Annotated in this window: 12 protein-coding genes; 5 read left to right on the top strand and 7 right to left on the bottom strand. The window is 70.0% G+C overall.

Annotated elements, in window-relative coordinates; translation table 11 throughout:
- Positions 1–65: 65 nt before the first annotated feature.
- The gene (locus ACMVO5_RS06955; protein ID WP_416906802.1) at positions 66–512 is read left to right on the top strand and encodes a YaiI/YqxD family protein; all 447 of its coding nucleotides are present in this window, start codon (positions 66–68) and stop codon (positions 510–512) included.
- Here the strand turns inward: ACMVO5_RS06955 and ACMVO5_RS06950 are convergent.
- From ACMVO5_RS06950 to mutS, 3 genes are read right to left on the bottom strand one after another with little or no spacing between them, the layout of a single operon-like run.
- Positions 424–1,965: a DUF4403 family protein gene (locus ACMVO5_RS06950; protein WP_416906801.1), complete on the bottom strand. Its 1,542-nt coding sequence runs from the start codon at positions 1,963–1,965 to the stop codon at positions 424–426. The genes ACMVO5_RS06955 and ACMVO5_RS06950 overlap by 89 nt on opposite strands.
- The gene (locus ACMVO5_RS06945) at positions 1,962–5,498 is read right to left on the bottom strand and encodes a hydantoinase B/oxoprolinase family protein (RefSeq protein ID WP_416906800.1); all 3,537 of its coding nucleotides are present in this window, start codon (positions 5,496–5,498) and stop codon (positions 1,962–1,964) included. Before ACMVO5_RS06945 ends, ACMVO5_RS06950 begins: the two co-directional genes overlap by 4 nt.
- Positions 5,495–8,038: a DNA mismatch repair protein MutS gene (gene mutS / locus ACMVO5_RS06940; RefSeq protein ID WP_416909324.1), complete on the bottom strand. Its 2,544-nt coding sequence runs from the start codon at positions 8,036–8,038 to the stop codon at positions 5,495–5,497. Before mutS ends, ACMVO5_RS06945 begins: the two co-directional genes overlap by 4 nt.
- Positions 8,039–8,159: 121 nt before the next feature.
- Between mutS and ACMVO5_RS06935 the strand changes: the two genes are divergently transcribed.
- From ACMVO5_RS06935 to queG, 3 genes are read left to right on the top strand one after another with little or no spacing between them, the layout of a single operon-like run.
- Positions 8,160–10,436 (top strand): NADP-dependent malic enzyme, encoded by a 2,277-nt coding sequence (locus ACMVO5_RS06935; protein ID WP_416906799.1) that lies wholly within the window; start codon positions 8,160–8,162, stop codon positions 10,434–10,436.
- A 9-nt stretch (positions 10,437–10,445) separates the two neighbouring features.
- Entirely contained in the window at positions 10,446–11,219 is a 774-nt protein-coding gene (locus ACMVO5_RS06930; protein ID WP_416906798.1) for an alpha/beta hydrolase, read from the top strand.
- On the top strand, positions 11,219–12,286 hold the full coding sequence (gene queG, locus ACMVO5_RS06925; protein WP_416906797.1) for a tRNA epoxyqueuosine(34) reductase QueG: 1,068 nt from the start codon (positions 11,219–11,221) through the stop codon (positions 12,284–12,286). The genes ACMVO5_RS06930 and queG overlap by 1 nt, the downstream gene beginning before the upstream one ends.
- Here queG and ACMVO5_RS06920 read toward each other — a convergent pair.
- From ACMVO5_RS06920 to coaBC, 4 genes are read right to left on the bottom strand one after another with little or no spacing between them, the layout of a single operon-like run.
- Positions 12,257–14,329: a transglycosylase domain-containing protein gene (locus ACMVO5_RS06920; protein ID WP_416906796.1), complete on the bottom strand. Its 2,073-nt coding sequence runs from the start codon at positions 14,327–14,329 to the stop codon at positions 12,257–12,259. The two genes, queG and ACMVO5_RS06920, sit on opposite strands and share 30 nt — an antisense overlap.
- 10 nt (positions 14,330–14,339) lie before the next feature.
- The gene (locus ACMVO5_RS06915; protein ID WP_416906795.1) at positions 14,340–15,110 is read right to left on the bottom strand and encodes a HesA/MoeB/ThiF family protein; all 771 of its coding nucleotides are present in this window, start codon (positions 15,108–15,110) and stop codon (positions 14,340–14,342) included.
- Entirely contained in the window at positions 15,110–15,565 is a 456-nt protein-coding gene (gene dut / locus ACMVO5_RS06910; RefSeq protein WP_416906794.1) for a dUTP diphosphatase, read from the bottom strand. Before dut ends, ACMVO5_RS06915 begins: the two co-directional genes overlap by 1 nt.
- Complete coding sequence (gene coaBC, locus ACMVO5_RS06905) at positions 15,555–16,736, bottom strand: bifunctional phosphopantothenoylcysteine decarboxylase/phosphopantothenate--cysteine ligase CoaBC (RefSeq protein ID WP_416906793.1); 1,182 nt, start codon at positions 16,734–16,736, stop codon at positions 15,555–15,557. Before coaBC ends, dut begins: the two co-directional genes overlap by 11 nt.
- Positions 16,737–16,859: 123 nt before the next feature.
- Here coaBC and ACMVO5_RS06900 point away from each other — a divergent pair, with 123 nt between their 5' ends.
- Positions 16,860–17,900, top strand: coding sequence for a DUF2853 family protein (locus ACMVO5_RS06900; RefSeq protein ID WP_416906792.1), 1,041 nt, complete (start codon positions 16,860–16,862; stop codon positions 17,898–17,900).
- The last annotated feature ends 151 nt before the right edge of the window (positions 17,901–18,051 follow it).

The raw sequence follows: 18,051 nt of genomic DNA, 5'->3' as shown, positions 1-18,051 counted from the left end.
ATTGGGGTCTGGGGCCTGAGGCCCCAGCCGCCGGAGGCCCTTTCTAACTCGCCGGAGGCGCTGCGATGACCATCTATGTCGATGCCGATGCCTGTCCGGTGAAGGACGAGGTCTACCGGGTGGCGGTGCGGCATGGGGTGGCGGTGGTGGTGGTGTCCAATTCCGGGCATCGGCTGCCGGGGCATCACTTGATCACGCAGAGGCTGGTGGGGACGGGGTTTGACGCGGCGGATGACTGGATTGCGGGTGTGGTGGGGCCGGGCGATGTGTTGGTGACGGGGGATATTCTGCTGGCGGAGCGGTGTTTGAAGGCGGGCGCGCGGGTGGTGGCGGGTGATGGCCGGGTGTTTGACATGGGGATGATTGGGGCGGCGGTGGCGAGCCGGGCGTTGATGGCGGATCTGCGCGCCGGGGTGGACGGGATCAGGAGCGGGCCGGCGGCGTTTTCGAAGGCGGATCGGTCGCGGTTCTTGCAGGCGCTGGACGGGCTGCTGGTGGCGGCGCGTAGATGAGCCGGGCCTGGGCTTCGGCGTTGACCGGCATGTAGAGGCCCTGGCCGAGCGCTGAGACCTGACCGTTTTGGAAGCGGGTGATTTCGGCCTGGAGGCGGAAGCTCTTGCCGAGTGGAAGGTCGGCGAGCTTGGGGCGCACCTTGGCTTCGAGCTTGGCGAGGTCGTTCGAGAAGTCCTGGGTGAGGGCTTCGGCCACGGTTTCGCGGAAGAGGTCGGTGTCGGCGATGGCGACGAGCAGATCGAAGCCACGGCTGTCGGTCTGGCTGGCGACTTCGAGATCGGAGATGGTGAGGCGCTGGCTGCCGGGCTCGTTGTGCGGGGTGCCGGCGAGCCAGAGCGTACCGCGTGCATCGATGAGGCCGCGCTCGCCCCGCGCGTCGATCTCGACGCCGAGCGCGATGCGGCCGTTGGTGGTCGGGTAGAGGCTGACCTTGCCGAAGCGCACCTTGATGCTGCCCTCGTCGGGCAGCTTGATGCCCTTGGCGGACAGCTTGGCGAGCGCCTTTTCGAGCACGGGTTCGAGGACGGCGTAATCGGCGGTGACGGGCAAGGCGAGCTGGACGCCGTCGCGGGTGAGGGGCGGGGCGGGTGGTGGCAGCGGCGTGGGCACGGGGTCTGGCGGGCGGTGGCCGATGACCGTTTCAACCGATGCGCTGACGCTCAGCGGCAGGGTGAGGGTGCGCGCCTCGATCTGCCACGGGTCGAGGTGGAGCGCTTCGGGGCTGACGGCGAGCCAGATTTCCGGGTTCTGGCGGTTGATCGAGACGGTGGTGAAGGCCTCGGCCCAGAGGCCTTCGAGCGCGTCACGCGCGTGCAGCTCGGCGAGGAGCGCCGGCAGCTCGGCTTCCAGCCGGGGCAGCAGCTGGGCCAGCGCTTCATCGGCCTTGTCCTTGAGGCTGATGGTGATGCCGAGCACCTTGAGGCTGGGTTCGGCCTGCCATTCATAGCCGAGGTCGACCTTGGCCTCGGGGCTCCAGTCGGGGCGGACGCCGAGCTTGATGGCGGCGGTGACGAGCGCTTCGGCGGTGGCGGTTTCGCCTTTCAGCACATGGTCGGCGTCGCGCGCATTGACGCGCACCGCGATCGGCAGGGTCAGGCGCAGCGTGTCGCCCTCGCCAGACAGGCGGGGGCGGCCGCGCGTGGCTTCACCGGTGATGTGGCAGGCGATGTCGGGGGTGATTTTCGCGCCTTCGACGCCGAGGAATTTGAGGGTCAGGCGCTGGGCCTTGATGCAGGCCTGGCGAACCTCGTCGATGGCCCAGAGCTGCGGCGGCAGGCGGGCGTCGAGCCGGGTTTCAAGCGTGTCGAGGCTGGCCGAGACGGGGACCTTGAGGGTGCTGGTCAGTGCGGGTGTGGGCAGCGCCGTGTCGATGCGCGGCGGCGCGGGGTTGCCGGCGTCGCGGCTGCAGGCGGCGAGCAGCAGGGCGGCGGCGAGCAGGGCTATGCGCATCATGGGGTCCCTCCAAATCCGCCGCCATAGCCTCCGCCATAGCCGCCGCCTCCGGGTGTTTCGATGGTGATGCTGTCGCCGTCAAGCAGCTCGGCGCGGGCGCAGGGGCCAAGCGGCTCGGTGGTGCCGGTCTGGCGGGTGATGAAGGCGGCGCCGCGCTGGCCACTTTCGCCGCCTTCGAGGCCGAAGGGCGCGGTCAGGCGGCGGCCGGAGAGCAGCGAGACGGTCATGGGTTCGAGGAAGGTCAGGGTGCGGATGACGCCGTCGCCGCCCTTGTGCCGGCCCGCGCCGCCCGAGCCGCGGCGCACGGCAAAGCGTTCAACGCGCACGGGAAAGCGCGCTTCGAGGATTTCCGGGTCGGTCAGCCGGCTGTTGGTCATGTGCGTCTGGACCGCGCTGGCCCCGTCGGCGCGCGGCGTGGCCCCGGCGCCGCCGGCGATGGTCTCATAATATTGGTGCGCCGCATTGCCGAAGGTGAGGTTGTTCATCGTGCCCTGGGCGGCGGCGCACTGGCCCATGGCGGCGAGGATGGCGTCGGTCAGGATCTGGCTGGTCTCGACATTGCCGGCGACGACGGCCGCGCTGGCATCGGGGCTGAGGATGCTGCCCTTGGGGATGATCAGGCGCAGCGGGCGCTGGCAGCCTTCATTGAGCGGCAGGTCGCCGCCGGCGAGGCAGCGCAGCGCATAGAGCGCGGCCGCCTGTGTGACCGCTTCGGGCGCGTTGAAATTGTCGGGCGTCTGGGCGCTGGTGCCGGTGAAATCGAGGGTGGCGCTGTCGGTCTCGATGGTCAGCGCCACGCGGATGCGTGCGCCATTGTCCATCGGCGCTTCAAAGCGGCCGCTCGTCAGCCGGGCAAGGGCCGTGCGCACGGCGGCCTCGGCATCATCCTGCACATGCGCCATATAGGCAGCCACCGTGTCCGCGCCCACCTCGGCTGAGAGCGCGCGCAGGGCGTCCGCCCCGCGCGCACACGCCGCGCGCTGGGCCTTGAGATCGCCAAGGCAGCGCGCCGGGTTGCGCGTGGGCGCGAGCAGCGCCAGCGTTTCGGCTTCGCGCAGGCCGTCCGCGTCGGCGAGCAGCCAGTTGGAGATGCGCACGCCTTCCTCATCGATATGGCGGCTGTCGGCGGGCATCGAGCCGGGCGTGGTGCCGCCGATATCGGCATGATGGCCGCGCGCCGCCACCCAATAGGCGGGGGCGGAATCTTCGGCTGAAAGGAACACCGGCTCGACCACGGTGACATCGGGCAGATGGGTGCCGCCGGCGTGCGGATCGTTGAGCATATAGACATGGCCGGGCCGGATCTGGCCCGCATTGGCGGCGATGACGGCGCGCACCGAGGCGCCCATCGAGCCGAGATGGACGGGCATGTGCGGCGCATTGGCGATGAGCGCGCCCGAGGCATCGAAGACGGCGCAGGAGAAATCCAGCCGCTCCTTGATGTTGACCGACCAGGCGGTGGCTTGCAGCGCCGCCCCCATTTCCTCGGCTATTCCCATGAAGCGGTTGGCGAACAGCGCCAGCCAGACGGGATCGAGCGCCGTGCCGGGCCGGGGCCGCGCCACCGGCTGCGCGCGGCGGAGGATGAGATTGTGCGCCGCGTCGATCTCGCCCTGCCAGCCGGGCGCGATCAGCGTCGTGCTGCTGTCATCGAGCAACACCGCCGGGCCGGCGATGCGGGTGCCGGGCGCGAGGCCGGGGCGATGATGAAAGGGCGTGTCATGCCATGCGCCGCCAAAGCGCACAGGGTGACGGCGCGGCGGCTGCGGCGGCTGGCCCTCGAAGCTGGCGCTGGTGCCGTGCGTCTCGCTGATCGCCTCGGCGGCCAGGCTTTCGAGGATCACATCGCCCGCGTCATGCTGCAGGCGGAAGCGGCGGGCCTGATCGTCGAGAAAGGTGCGGACCAGCTCGGCGGCGGGGGCCACCGGAAACTCGCTCACCGTGTCGCTGCTCTTGTGGCGCAGCCGGGCGATGAGCTGGGTGCGGCTGTGCTTATGGCCTTGGGCTGCCAGCGCGGCCTCGGCCTCACCCGCAAGGCGGCTCGCGGCGGCCTCGATCTCGCCGTCCGCCCCGGCGCGCAAGGGCAGCGCCAGTGTCGCTTCGGCGAGCGTGCTGACATCGGCCATGCCGATGCCCCAGGCCGAGAGCACGCCGGCCAGCGGATGCAGCAATATCTCGTCGATGCCCAGCGCATCGGCCACCGCGCAGACATGCTGCCCGGCCGCGCCGCCAAAGCCGACCAGCGTGGCGTCCGACGGGCTGTGGCCGCGCGAGATGCTGATCGCCTTGATGGCCGCCGCCATGGTCTCGACCGCGACCGCAACCGCGCCTTCGGCCAGATCGAGCGGGTCCATGCCCAATGTTTCGGCCAGTGCCGCAAGGCGCGCCTCGACGGCGCCGGTATCGAGCGGCGCATCGCCCGAGGGGCCGAACAGCTTGGGGAAATGTTCGCGCTGCAGCCGGCCGAGCGCGACATTGCAATCGGTGATCGTGAGCGGCCCGCCGTGCCCATAGGCGGCGGGGCCGGGGCGCGCGCCCGCCGATTCCGGGCCAACGCGCAGCCGCTGGCCATGCGCGCTGACGATGCTGCCGCCGCCGGCTGCCACCGTGTCGATGCGAAGCGAGGGCGTCTGGATGCGCTGGCCGGCGATCTCGGTTTCGGATGTGCGGTCGAAGCGGCCGGTGTAGAGCGAGACATCGGTGCTGGTGCCGCCCATGTCGAAGCCGATCAGCATCGCGCGGCCCGTCTGGCGGGCGATTGTCGCGAGGCCGACGATGCCGCCGGCAGGGCCGGAGAGCACGGCGCTTCGCCCGTGGAAATGGCCGGGCGCCGCCAGCCCGCCCGAGGATTGCATGAAGGCCAGCGGCGTGCCCGTCAGCCCGGCCTCCACGCGCGCGACATGCTGGCCAAGTGCGGGGCTCAGATAGGCATCGACCAGCGCCGTCTGGCCGCGCGGCACGAACTTGATCAGCCGGCCCGTCTCATGGCTGGTGGTAACATGGGCGAAGCCGATGCTGCGGGCGATTTCGGCGAGGCGGAGCTCATGCACGGGATTGGCCCAGGCGTGCAGCAGCGCGACTGCAAGGCTCGACAGCCCGCGCGCGTGCGCGGCGCGGAGCGCGGCTTCGGCGGCGGCTTCATCGAGCGGCACGATGATGGTCCCTCGCGCATCGAGCCGCTCGGTGATCTCGATGGTGTCGGCCTGAAGGGCCGCGGGCTGGACGATATCGAGCGCGAAGATGTCGGCGCGCGCCTGATGGCCGATGGTGAGCGCATCGGCATGGCCCTTTGTGACTGCCAGCAGCGTCGGCGCGCCCTTGCGCTCCAGAAGCGCATTGGTGGCGACCGTGGTGCCCATGCGCACCGCCTCCAGCCCGCCGCCCAGCCGCCGGATCGCTTCAAGCGCGGCGTCGTCATACTGTTCAGGCGCGTGGCTGAGCAGCTTCATCGTCTGCGTCCGGCCATCAGGGGCTTGGGCGACGACATCGGTGAAGGTGCCGCCTCGGTCGATCGCGACGCGCCACCCGCTCATGTGCGCGCCGCCATGAGCGCCTTCAGATCGGCGAGAATGTCGAGCGCCTCGCGCGGGCTGGTGGCGTCCACATCGAGCGCCTCCAGCGTCTCGCGCACCGGGTCGGTTTCGGGCGCGGGTGCGGCGGTGAACAGCGGCAGCTCGGCCAGCCCGGCGGCCAGCCCGCCGGTCTTCTCGCGGTTGGCTTCGAGCCGCGCCAGCACGCTCTTGGCGCGCGCCAGCACGGGCGCGGGCACGCCGGCGAGGCGGGCGACGGCCAGGCCGTAGCTGCGGTCGGCGGCGCCGGGCGCGATCTGGTGCAGAAAGACCAGCTCGCCCTTCCATTCGCGCACCCGGCTGTGCACACAGGCGAGCGCGCGCAGCTTCGTGCGAAGTGCGGTAAGCTCATGATAGTGCGTGGCAAAAAGGCAGCGGCACTGAAGGTCGTCATGCACCGCCTCAAGCACCGCCCAGGCGATGGCCAGCCCGTCATAGGTGCTGGTGCCGCGCCCGACTTCATCGAGGATGACCAGGCTGCGCGGCGTCGCGCCCGACAGGATCGCGGCGGTCTCCACCATCTCGACCATGAAGGTGCTGCGCCCCTGCGCGAGATCATCAGACGCGCCGACGCGGCTGTAGAGCCGGTCGATGATGCCGATATGGGCGCTCTCGGCGGGCACGAAACTGCCGGCCTGCGCCAGCACGGCGATCAGCGCATTCTGGCGCAGAAAGGTCGATTTGCCGGCCATGTTGGGGCCGGTCACGAGCCAGAGTCGGCTGTCGGCGCCGAGATTGCAGTCATTGGCGACAAAGCGGCTGGGGAGCGCGGCCTCGACCACCGGATGCCGGCCGGCGCGGATGTGAAAGGCGGTGCTGGCATCGACGCGCGGCCGCGTCCAGCCCTGCGCCACCGCCAACTCGGCCAATGCTGTGGCGACGTCCAGTCGAGCCAGCGCCTGCGCGGTCTGGCTCAGCGCCTGCGCCTCGGCCATCACAAGGGCGGCGAGCCGCGCCAGATGCGCCGTTTCGGCCGCCAGCGCATGGTCGGCCGCCTCGGCGATGCGGGTGGCGAGCGTGGCCAGATCGGGATGGCCGAAGCGGACCTGGCCGGCCAGCGTCTGGCGGTGGATGAAGGGGCTGGCGGGCGCCATCAGCGGGTCGGCGGCGCGCGCCGGCACGTCGATGTGATAGCCGAGCACGCCGTTGAACTTGACCTTGAGCGCGGTGATGCCGGTGCGCTCGCGAAACTCGTTTTCGAGCGCGGCAATGGCGCTGCGGCCATCGGCGGCGATGGCCTTCAGCGCATCGAGGCTGGCATCATGGCCGGGCCGGATGCTGCCGGCGATCTCGGGGCCGGGGGCGGCCACCAGCGCGTCCGCAAGCGCGGCATGGAGCGCGCCGTGCGGGCCGATGCGCGCCAGCGTCTCGCCCAGCAGCGGCGGCGCCACCGGCTCGGCCAGCATGGCCTTGAGCGCCAGTGCGGCCGCCAGCCCGTCGCGGACGGCGGCAAGATCTTTCGGCGTGTGCCGGTCGGCGGCGATGCGGGCGAGCGCGCGGGCGATATCGGGGGCCGCGCTCAGGCTGGCGCGGGTCTTGGGCCGGGCGGTGGCATGGGCGGCAAACCAGCCGACCAGATCGAGCCGGGCGTTGACCGCGTCCGCATCGGTGAGCGGGGCGGCGAGATCGGCAGCGAGGCAGCGGCGGCCGGCGGCGGTGACGGTGCGGTCGATGGCGGCTTCGAGGCTGCCGCTGCGGGTGCCGCGCGCGGTCTCGCTCAGCTCAAGGCTGGCGCGGGTGGCGGCGTCGATCGCCATCACCGAGCGGGGCAGCAGCCGGCGCGGCGGGGTGATGAGCGGCACCGCGCCCATGGCGGTGGCGCGGGCATAGGCGATGAGCGCGCCGGCGGCAGCGATCTCGCCGTGCGTGAAGGCGCCGAAGCCATCGAGCGTGGTGACGCCGAACTGCGCCTTGAGGGCGGCCTCGCCGCTGCGTGCCGAAAACTCTGCCGCCGGGCGCGCCGTGGCGGCGACGCCCGGCGGTGCAGGCGTGCCCTCGGCATGGAGCACTTCGGCGGGGGCCAGCCGGGCAAGGGCAGCGGGCAATTCGGCCTCGTCGAGCGCCTCGGTGCCGAATTCGCCGGTGGAGAGATCGAGCCAGGCCAGCGCGCCCGGCGCAATCGCGGCGCACCAGTTGGACTGGCCGGCTTCGAGCAGCGTGTCTTCGGTAAGCGTGCCGGGCGTGACGATGCGCACCAGGCTGCGCGCCACAAGGCTCTTGCCGGGGCGCTTTTTCGCCTCTGCCGGGCTTTCGGTCTGCTCGGCGATGGCGACGCGGTGGCCGGCCTTGATGAGGCGGGCGAGATAGGCCTGTGCCGCGTGATGCGGCACGCCGCACATCGGGATGGGCTGGCCCCCATGTTCGCCGCGCGCGGTCAGGGTGATGTCGAGCGCGCGGGCGGCGACCTCGGCATCCTCGAAGAACAGCTCGTAGAAATCGCCCATGCGGAAGAACAGCAGGCAGCCCTCGGCCTCGGCCTTCAAGGCGAGATATTGGGCGATCATGGGCGAGGCTTGCGTCACTGGCCTTGCCTAGCAGGCAAGCAGGGCAGGGGGGAAGTTCACATGCGCGCTTGGCGCTGGCGCTGCGGGCTTCTATCAGGGAGCGAGCAGCGGGAGCAGACTGATGGCGATGGAAGAACGTGGCGGCAGCGAGAGCAACGACTTCGGAGACCGCGAGGCGCTCAATTTTCACAAGCGCGGGCGGCCCGGCAAGCTCGACATCATCGCCTCCAAACCGATGGCGACGCAGCGCGATCTGGCGCTCGCCTATTCGCCGGGCGTCGCCGCCCCGGTGCGCGCCATCGCGGCTGATCCTGATGCTGCCTATGACTATACGATCAAGGGCAATCTCGTTGCCGTGATCACCAACGGCACGGCGATCCTCGGGCTGGGCAATCTCGGTGCGCTCGCCTCCAAGCCGGTGATGGAGGGCAAGGCGGTGCTGTTCAAGCGCTTCGCCGATGTCGACTCGATCGACCTTGAGCTGGCCACCGAGGATGTCGAGAAGTTCATCGCCGCTGTCGAGATCATGGAGCCGAGCTTTGGCGGCATCAACCTTGAAGACATCAAGGCGCCCGAATGCTTCATCATCGAGACCACGCTCAAGGAGCGGATGAACATCCCGGTGTTTCATGATGACCAGCATGGCACGGCGATCGTGGCGGCGGCCGGCGTCATCAACGCCATGCACCTGACCGGGCGCAAGGCCGAGGATGTGAAGCTGGTGGTGAACGGGGCGGGCGCGGCTGCCATCGCCTGCACCGAGCTGATCAAGGCCTACGGGGTCAAGACCGTGCTGATGTGCGACACCAAGGGGGTCATCTACAAGGGCCGCACCGAGGGCATGAACCAGTGGAAATCGGCCCATGCCGCCGTCACCGACGACCGCACGCTGGAGGAAGCGATGAAGGGCGCCGACATCTTTCTTGGCCTCAGCAAGAAGGGCGCGGTGACGCCCGAGATGGTCGCCAGCATGGCCGCCAAGCCGATCATTCTCGCCATGGCCAACCCCGACCCGGAGATCACGCCCGAGGAAGTGGCGCGCGTGCGCGATGACGCCATCGTCGCCACCGGCCGGTCGGATTATCCCAACCAGGTCAACAATGTGCTGTGCTTCCCCTATCTCTTCCGGGGTGCGCTCGATGTGCGCGCCACCTGCATCAACGAGGACATGAAGCTGGCCGCCGCCAATGCGCTCGCTGATCTGGCGCGCCAGCAGGTGCCCGATGAAGTGGCGGCGGCCTATGGCGGCAAGGCGCGCAGCTTCGGCCGCGATTACATCATCCCCACCCCCTTCGACCCCCGGCTGATCGAGCAGGTGCCCGTCGCGGTGGCCAAGGCGGCAATGGCCTCGGGCGTGGCGCGCAAGCCCTTTGCCGATGAAGCCGCCTACCGCCATGAGCTCAGAATGCGCCTCAACCCGACGACCTCGGTGCTGGCCGGTGCGGTCGAGGCGGCGGTGGCGCAGCCGCGCCGCGTCGTCTTTGCCGAGGGCGAGCAGGAGGTGGTGCTGCGCGCCGCCGTCAACTGGCACAATTCCGAATATGGCACGCCGGTGCTGGTCGGCCGCGAAGCCCCCATCCTCGAAGGGCTGGCCCGCCTCGGCGTCAATGATGCCAGCAGCTTCGAGATCCACAATTCGAGCAACAGCGCGCTGGTGCCCGAGATGGTTGAGCGGCTCTATGCCCGGCTCCAGCGGCGCGGCTATCTGCGCCGCGACGTGCAGCGCATGGTCAATCATGAGCGCAATGTCTTCGGCAGCCTGCTCGTCGAAATGGGGGTCGGCGATGTGCTGATCACCGGCGTGACGCGCAACTTCGCCACCACCTTCCGCCAGGTTCGCTATGTGCTCGATCCCGTGCCGGGGCGCCGGCCGTTCGGCGTGCACATGGTCATCGGCAAGTCCGAGACCATCTTCATCGCCGATACCACCGTGACCGAGCGGCCCGAGGCCGAGCAGCTGGCGACCATCGCCGAGGAAACCGCCGCCGTCGTCAAGCGGCTGGGGCAGGAACCGCGCGTCGCCTTCCTCAGCTATTCCAACTTCGGCAATCCGCCGGGCGAGATCGTTGGCCAGGTGCGCGAGGCCGTCGCGCTGCTCGATGCGCGCGAGGTGAGCTTCGAATATGAAGGCGAAGTCTCGGCCGATGTTGCGCTCAACCCGGCTCTGAAGGCGCAATATCCCTTCAGCCGCCTGTCCGGCCCGGCCAATGTGCTGATCATGCCGGGCCTACACGCCGCCAACATCTCGGCCAAGCTGCTGAAGGAGCTGTCGGGCGCGCGCGTGCTGGGGCCCTTCCTCGTCAACATGGCGAGCCCCGTGCAGATCGCGCCGATGACGGCGAGCGCGGGCGACCTGGTGACGATGGCGGTGCTGGCCTCGACCGGCGTGGTCAAATAGCCCTTGTCCATGCGGCCGCCGCTGGTCTTCGTGCACGGCATGTGGTCGGTGCCCTCGGTGTTCGTGCGGCTGCGCGCCGCCATGGAGGCCGAGGGCTATGAAACGCTCGCCCCCGCGCTGCCCTTTCATGACCGCGACCCCGGCCTGCCGCCCGCCGAAGGGCTGGGGAGGCTCGGCATCGAGGATTATGTGGCGTTCCTCGCCGACATCATCCGCGGCCTCAAGGTGCCGCCGGTCATCATCGGCCATTCGATGGGCGGGATGCTCGCCCAGTGTGTCGCGGCGCGGGTGGAGCATGCTGGCCTTGTGCTGCTCGCCACCGCCGGCACGGCGGCGACACCGGGCGTCGGGCTCGCGCCGATCAAGACCATGGCCGGGGTGGTGACGCGCTGGGGCTGGTGGGAAGATGCCACCCGCATCGAGGCCGCACCCGCGCTCTGGGGCGTTTACAACGGCGTGCCCGAAGAGGTGGCGCGCGAGGAACTGAAGGCGCTCGTCTGGGATTTCGGGCCGGGTGCTGGCCGAAATCCTGCTGCCCTCGCTCAGCAAGACACGGGCCAACACCGTCGATCTCGCCAAGCTCAAGGCCCCGGCGCTGGTGATCGTGGGCAGCGAAGACCGGATCACGCTGGCCAGCACCTCGCGCGCAGTGGCGCGCAAGCTGGGCGGCACGGTCGATTTTCACGAGCTGCCCGGCGTCGGCCACTGGCTGTTCTGGGGCGAGGCGGAGGCGCGCACCACGACATGGATGCAGGGCTGGCTCGCCCGCCATTTCAGGGCTGATGGCTGAGCTGGCCGAAACGCTGGCCGAGAAGCTGGCCGCTGAAGCCGCCCGGCTGGGCTTCGCCAGCTTCGGCATCGCCGCCGCCGATGCCGCGCCCGAAGCCGGGCGCAGACTGGCTGACTGGCTGGCGGACGGCCGCCACGGCGACATGATCTGGATGGCCGAAACGCAAAGCCGCCGCGCCAGCCCGCGCGCGCTCTGGGCCGATGTGCGCTCGGTCATCATGCTCGGCACCAGCTATGCCCCCACGCTCGACCCGCTGCGCCATATGGCGCATAGCGAGATCGGCGCGGTCTCGGTCTATGCGCTGGGCGCGGACTATCATGATGTCATCAAGAAGCGGCTGAAGGCGCTGGCGCGCTGGCTGGTCACAGAAGCGGGCGGCGAGGTGAAGGTGTTCGTCGATACCGCGCCCGTCATGGAAAAGCCGCTGGCGGAAGCCGCCGGGCTGGGCTGGCAGGGCAAACACACAAATCTGGTCAGCCGCAGCCATGGCAGCTGGCTGTTTCTGGGCGCTATTTACACCACCCTCGACCTGACCCCGAGCGCGCGGCGCGCCGGCAGCTGCGGCAGCTGTGCGGCCTGCGTCACCGCCTGCCCCACCGGCGCCATCGACGCGCCCTACCGGCTCGATGCGCGCAAATGCATTTCCTATCTCACCATCGAGCACAAGGGGCCGATCCCGCCCGAATATCGCGCCGCGATCGGCAACCGCATCTATGGCTGCGATGATTGTCTCGCCGTCTGCCCGTGGAACCGCTTTGCTGCCGCCGCTGCTGATTTCAAGGGCGCAGACGGCCCTTTTCAGCCGCGCGCCGAGCTGACTGCGCCGCGCCTCGCTGACCTGCTGGCGCTCGATGATGCGGATTTTCGCGCCGTTTTTGCCGGCTCGCCGGTGAAGCGCATCGGCCGCAACCGGCTGGTTCGCAACGCCGCCATCGCGGCCGGCAATTCCGGCGTGCCCGCGCTGGCGCCAGCGCTGGCCCGGCTGGTCGATGATGAAGATGACGCCGTGGCCGACGCCGCGCGCTGGGCCTTAGCGCGGATTGTCGAGGGTGCGCGATAGCCAGTCGGGGTCGAGCCGGGGGGTCGCGGTTTCGCTGGTCGCCTGCCGCTGCTCGGCCGGCTTCGCCACGGCGATCTCGGAGGTGGCATAGTTAGGCTGATCGGGCGCAGGCGGCTCCTGCGTGTCGGCGGGGTCAAAGGGCGCGGGCGCCGGCTCGGTTTCAAACTCGTCATAACTGCCCGTCTCGGTCAGGCCATAGATTTCGGCATCCGGCTCGATCGGTGGCGCCGCATCGGGGTCGGGGGGCAGGGTGAGCGGCTGGGCTTCGGTGCCGGCCAGCGCCCGGCCCATGAAGCTGGCAAAGACGCGCGCCGGCGCGCCGCCGCCGCCAAGGCCGGGGATGCGCCGCGCGTCGTCGCGGCCAATCCACACGCCGGCCGTCAGGCCTGGCGTGAAGCCGATGAACCAGCCGTCCTTGCTGTCAGACGTGGTGCCGGTCTTGCCCGCCACCGGCCGGTCGAGCCGCGCGGCGCGGCCGGTGCCGCGCTCAACGGCGGTGGCCATCACATCGGTGAGCCGGGCGGCGATGACCGGGGCCACGACCACGCGTGTCTGGCCGCCGTCACGCTCGTAAAGGATGGTGCCATCGGATGTGGTGACGCGGGTGATGGCAAAGGCGCGGTGCTCGGTGCCGCCGGTGGCGACCGTGGCATAGGCCTGGGTCATGTCGAACAGCGTCACCTCCGACGAGCCGAGCGCCATGGCGGGAAAGCGGCTGACCGGCGTCGAGATGCCGAAGCGGCGCGCAGTCTCGGCCACCGTGTCAAAGCCGACCTGGCTGGCGAGATCGACGGCGACGGTGTTGGTGGAGCGGGCAAAGGCCTCGCGCAGCGTGGTTGGCCCGGTGAAGCGGCGGTTGAAGTTGCGCGGGCTCCAGTTGCCGATGGTCAGCGGCTTGTCCTCGGCCTCATCCTCCGGCGTCAGCCCGGATTCAAAGGCGGCGGCATAGACGAACAGCTTGAACGCCGAGCCGGGCTGGCGGCGCGCGGTGACGGCGCGGTTATAGTTGGAGGCGACATAATCGCGCCCGCCGACCATCGCCTTGATGCCGCCGCGACTGTCGATCGCCATCAGCGCGCCCTGCGCGCCCTTGGGTGTGTGGGCGGTGACGGCGGCTTCGGCAGCGGCCTGCATCTTCGGGTCGAGCGTGGTCATCACCTGCAGCGGCGCGAACGGCTCGTCGATGTAATTGTCGAGCTCGGCGATCACCCAGTCGGTGAAATAGCGCACGCTGGCCTCGCGGCTCTGGCGGGTGAAGGTGACGCCGGACGGGTCGGCCGCCTGCGCCTCGGCCGGGCTGATGACGCCGCTGTCGACCATGGTGGCGAGCACGGTGCGGGCGCGCCTGCGCGCCGCCTCGGCATTGGCCGACGGCGCATAGCGCGACGGCGCCTGCACCAACCCGGCGATGATCGCGGCTTCCGCCGTGGTCAGCCGCTCGGCGCTGTGCCCGAAGAAGCGCCGGGACGCCGCATCAATCCCGTAAGCGCCGCCGCCGAAATAGGCGCGGTTGAGATAGAGCTCGAGGATCGCATCCTTGCTGAACTTGCGCTCCATGGCGAGCGCGAGGATGACCTCACGGCCCTTGCGGCCATAGGTCTTGGTGGAGGTGAGGAAGAGGTTGCGCGCCAGCTGCTGGGTCAGCGTCGAGCCGCCCTGCACGCGCCGCCCGGCGCGGATGTTGGCGAGGAGCGAGCGGGTGGTGCCGATGGGATCAAAGCCCGGATGCCAGGTGAAGCGCCGGTCCTCCACCGCGATGATCGCGTCCTTCATGCTCGCCGGGATTCGGCTGGCGGGCAGCCATTCGCCGTAGCTCGGGCCAAGGCTGACCAGCACCGTGCCATCAGCCGCGCGCACCTCGATCGGCTGGCCATTGGGGGAGCGCTTCAGCGTGTTGAAATCAGGCAGGCCAGCGTAGCTGATGGCCACGCCGATGACGAGCGCGATGACGCCCACCAGGCCGAGCGCGACCACCGCCTGAAGCGCGAGCATGGCGAAACGCCTGCCGGCCGCAGGCTTCTTCTTTTTCGGAGAACGGGTCACGGCGACGGGTTTAGCCCTGAATTGCGGCAGCCTTGGGACCGCAGATGGGGCAGGCAGGGTCTTTCGGCAAGGCCAGCCGCCGGCTCTGGCCGCTCAAGCCGTCGAAAATCGTCAGCGCCGCCCGCGCCGGCGTGCCGAAGCCGATGAGCGCGCGCATCGCCTCCAGCGCCATCAGGCTGCCGATCATCCCCGCCATCGGCCCGATCACGCCCTGCTCGGCGCAACTCTGGCCTGGCCGGTCAATGGCCGCGCCGGTCAGGCACTGATAGCAGGGCGCATCCGCCAGATGCCCCTCGAACAGCCCGAACTGGCCATCAACCGGCCCGATCGCGCCCGAAACCAGCGGGATGCGCAGGCGCACGGCCGCGGCATTGACCGCCAGCCTTGTGGCAAAGCTGTCGGAGCCATCGAGGATCAGGTCATGCCCGGCCAGCATGTCGAAATTGGCGGCGCCGAGGCGCTGCCTGTGCGCGCTGACCCTGACATGCGGGTTGTGCGCGCCGAGCACATGCGCGGCCACCTCGACCTTGGGCTGGCCCACATCCCCGGCGGTATAGAGGATCTGGCGCGGCAGGTTGGACAGGCTGACGACATCATCATCAATGAGCGTCAGCGCGCCCACGCCCGCGCCCGCCAGATAGAGCGCCGCCGGGCAGCCCAGCCCGCCCAGCCCGACGAGCGCGAGCCGCGCCGATGTCAGCGCGCGCTGGCCCTGCCCGCCGACCTGCTTCAGGATCAGCTGGCGAGCATAGCGGTCAAGCTCGTCGTCGCAGAGGCCCATCAGACGCCGGTGGAGCCGAAGCCGCCCGCCCCGCGCGCCGTCTCATCCAGGCTGTCGGCAAGCGTCAGCACCGCGCGGGTGACGGGCGCCACCACCAGCTGGGCGATGCGCTGGCCACGCTCGATCAGCACCGGCTCCTGGCCCAGATTGACGAGCAGCACCATCACCTCGCCGCGATAGTCGGAATCGATCGTGCCGGGCGCATTGGCCACCGTCAGCCCCTGCTTCAGCGCGAGGCCCGAGCGCGGCCGCACCTGCACCTCGAAGCCGTGCGGAATGGCCATGGCCAGCCCGGTCGGCACCGCCATGCGCGCGCCCGGCGCCAGCATCACCGGCAGGTCGAGGGCGGCGACCACGTCCATGCCGGCCGCGCCCTCGGTGGCATAGGCGGGCAGCGGCAGGCCCTCGGCGTGGCGCAGCCGGGTGACGGCGATGGACACGGGCTCAAAGGGCATCGGCAATTTCCTGCACAAGGCGCGCGGCGATGCTGGCCTTGCTGGCCGGGCCCCAGTCCTGATGGCCGTGCGCGGTGATCAGATGGACATGGTTTTCATCCGCCCCGAACACGCCTTCGCTGACATCATTGGCCACCAGCCAGTCCGCCCCCTTGCGCAGCCGCTTGGCGCTGGCCTTGGCGATGAGATCGCCGGTTTCGGCAGCAAAGCCGATGACAAGGCGGGGGCGGCGGGCGTGCGCAGCGATGCTCGCCAATATGTCGGGGTTTTCGGTGAGCGTCAGCGCCGGCGGCCCCTCGCCCGGCGCCTTCTTGTGCTTGGCCGCCGCCGCCTCGGTGCGCCAGTCGGCAACAGCGGCCACCATCACCGCCGCATCGGCGGGAAGTGCGGCCTCGCACGCCGCCGCCATCTCGCGCGCGGTTTCGACATCGATGCGTGTGACGCCCGCCGGCGTGGCAAGGCTGACCGGCCCGGCAACGAGGCTGACGCGCGCGCCCGCCGCCGCCAGCGCCCCGGCAATGGCAAAGCCCTGCTTGCCCGAGGATCGATTGGCGATGTAGCGCACCGGGTCGATCGGCTCATGCGTCGGCCCGGCCGTCACCAGCACATGCTTGCCGGCAAGCGCCCCCGCACGGCCGAAATGGCGGGCGAGGGCGGCCATCACGGCGGGGATCTCGGGCAGCCGCCCCGGCCCGGTCTCGCCGCAGGCCATGGGGCCGGTATCGGGCGGGATGATCTCCACCCCGCGCGCCTTGAGCGTGGCGACATTGGCGACGGTGGCCGGATGCTGCCACATCCGCACATTCATGGCCGGCGCCATCATCACCGGCGTGTCGGTGGCGAGCAGCAGGGTGGTGGCGAGATCCCCCGCCTGGCCGGTGGCCGCGCGCGCCATCAGGTCAGCCGTGGCGGGCAGCACGAGAATGAGATCAGCCGCGCGGGATAGGGCGATATGCCCCATCGTCGCCTCGTCCTCCAGGTCCCAGAGCGAGGTGCGCACCGTCTCCTCGGCCAGCGCCGACAGGCTGAGCGGGGTGATGAAATGCGCGCCGCCCTCAGTGAGCACCGGCAGCACGCGCACGCCTTCGCGCCGGAGCGCGCGCACCAGCTCAAGCGCCTTGTAAGCCGCAATGCCGCCGCCGACGATGAGAAGGATGGTGCGACCGTTCACAAGCCCCTCTTAGCCGCCCGGGCGGTCTGGCGAAAGTGGCGCCGGATTGACGGTGGACGAAGCCCGAACTTGGCGCTAGCCTGCGACAAAAGTGACCAGTCGGCTTTCTTGGGGAGAGGTTTCGTGGCGGAAGATTGGGCAGCAGACGTTCGCAAATATGCGCCGAATGCTGATGACGCGGTGATCGCCGGCATTGTGCGCTATTGCGGCATCGCGCTGCGCACGCGCGACGCCTCGCTGGTCGCCTTTTCCGACACGACCGAAACCGACCGGGTGCGCGAGAATTTCCTCAAGAAGAAACTCGCGCTGACCGATCCCGACTCGGTGCTCGACGCCGCCATCGCCAGCGTCGGTGAACGGATGAAGGCCGACCGCACCAAGAACCGGGTGACGGTCTATTATCTGCTCGCCGAAGCCTTTGGAAAGCTGGAGATGTTCATCTCCGCCAAGGTGTTGAAGGAACGCGCCGCCGGCGCTGCGCCCGTGGCAGCTCCGGCGCCTGCGCCTGCACCTGCCCCCACCCCGCTGTTCGATGCGCCTGCACCGGCCCCCGCGCCCGTCGCAGCGCCTGCGCCCGTCGCCGCGCCCGCGCCCGCTCCTGCGCCAGTGGTTGCGCCGCCCCCGCCCGTCATGGCCGCAGCGCCCGTGGCAGCCAAGCCGGTCGCGCGCGTCGGCCTCTGGTCGTTCCTGCCGCTGGCCATCATCGTCTTGGGCGGTCTCGGGCTTTACGGCATGATTTCGGGCGGCGCACCTGCACCCGCCCCAGCCCCCGCCGCCACCGCACCCGCCCCTGCACCAGCCCCCGCCGCGCCAGAAGGTGACGCCGTCATCGCCGGCGAGCAGGACGGCGTCCCCATGCTTCAGGTTTACTTTGCCGTCAGCAGCGCCAATGTCGCCGAAAGCTTCGCCGCCGAAAGCGCCACCATGCTCGCCTACGCCGAAGCCAACCCCGACCAGCAGATCATCGTCTCCGGCTATAACGACCCCACCGGCGACGCCGAAATGAACGCCGAACTCGCCAAGAACCGTGCCCAGGCCGTCCAGGCCGCGCTCATCGCCGCCGGCGTGCCAGCCGAGCGCATCGCGCTGGAAAAGCCCGAACAAACCGCCGACACCCAAGTCACCCTCGAACAGGCCCGGCGCGTTGATGTGATGATGCGCTGAGCGCCTCCGGCGGTTAGAAGGGCCTCCGGCGGCTGGGGGCGACGCCCCCAGACCCCAATCGTGATTTTGGGCTGAAGCTGGAGAGGTCAGCGCGCGCCGCAGGCAATATGTTGCGCTTCGCGCCAGCGCTGCGCTTAGGCACCTTGTCCCC

It is taken from the genome of Polymorphobacter sp., assembly GCF_048007885.1.
Taxonomy (GTDB): domain Bacteria; phylum Pseudomonadota; class Alphaproteobacteria; order Sphingomonadales; family Sphingomonadaceae; genus Sandarakinorhabdus.
Note: the sequence above shows the minus strand (reverse complement) of the source record. Positions and strands in the feature narration are given on the sequence as shown.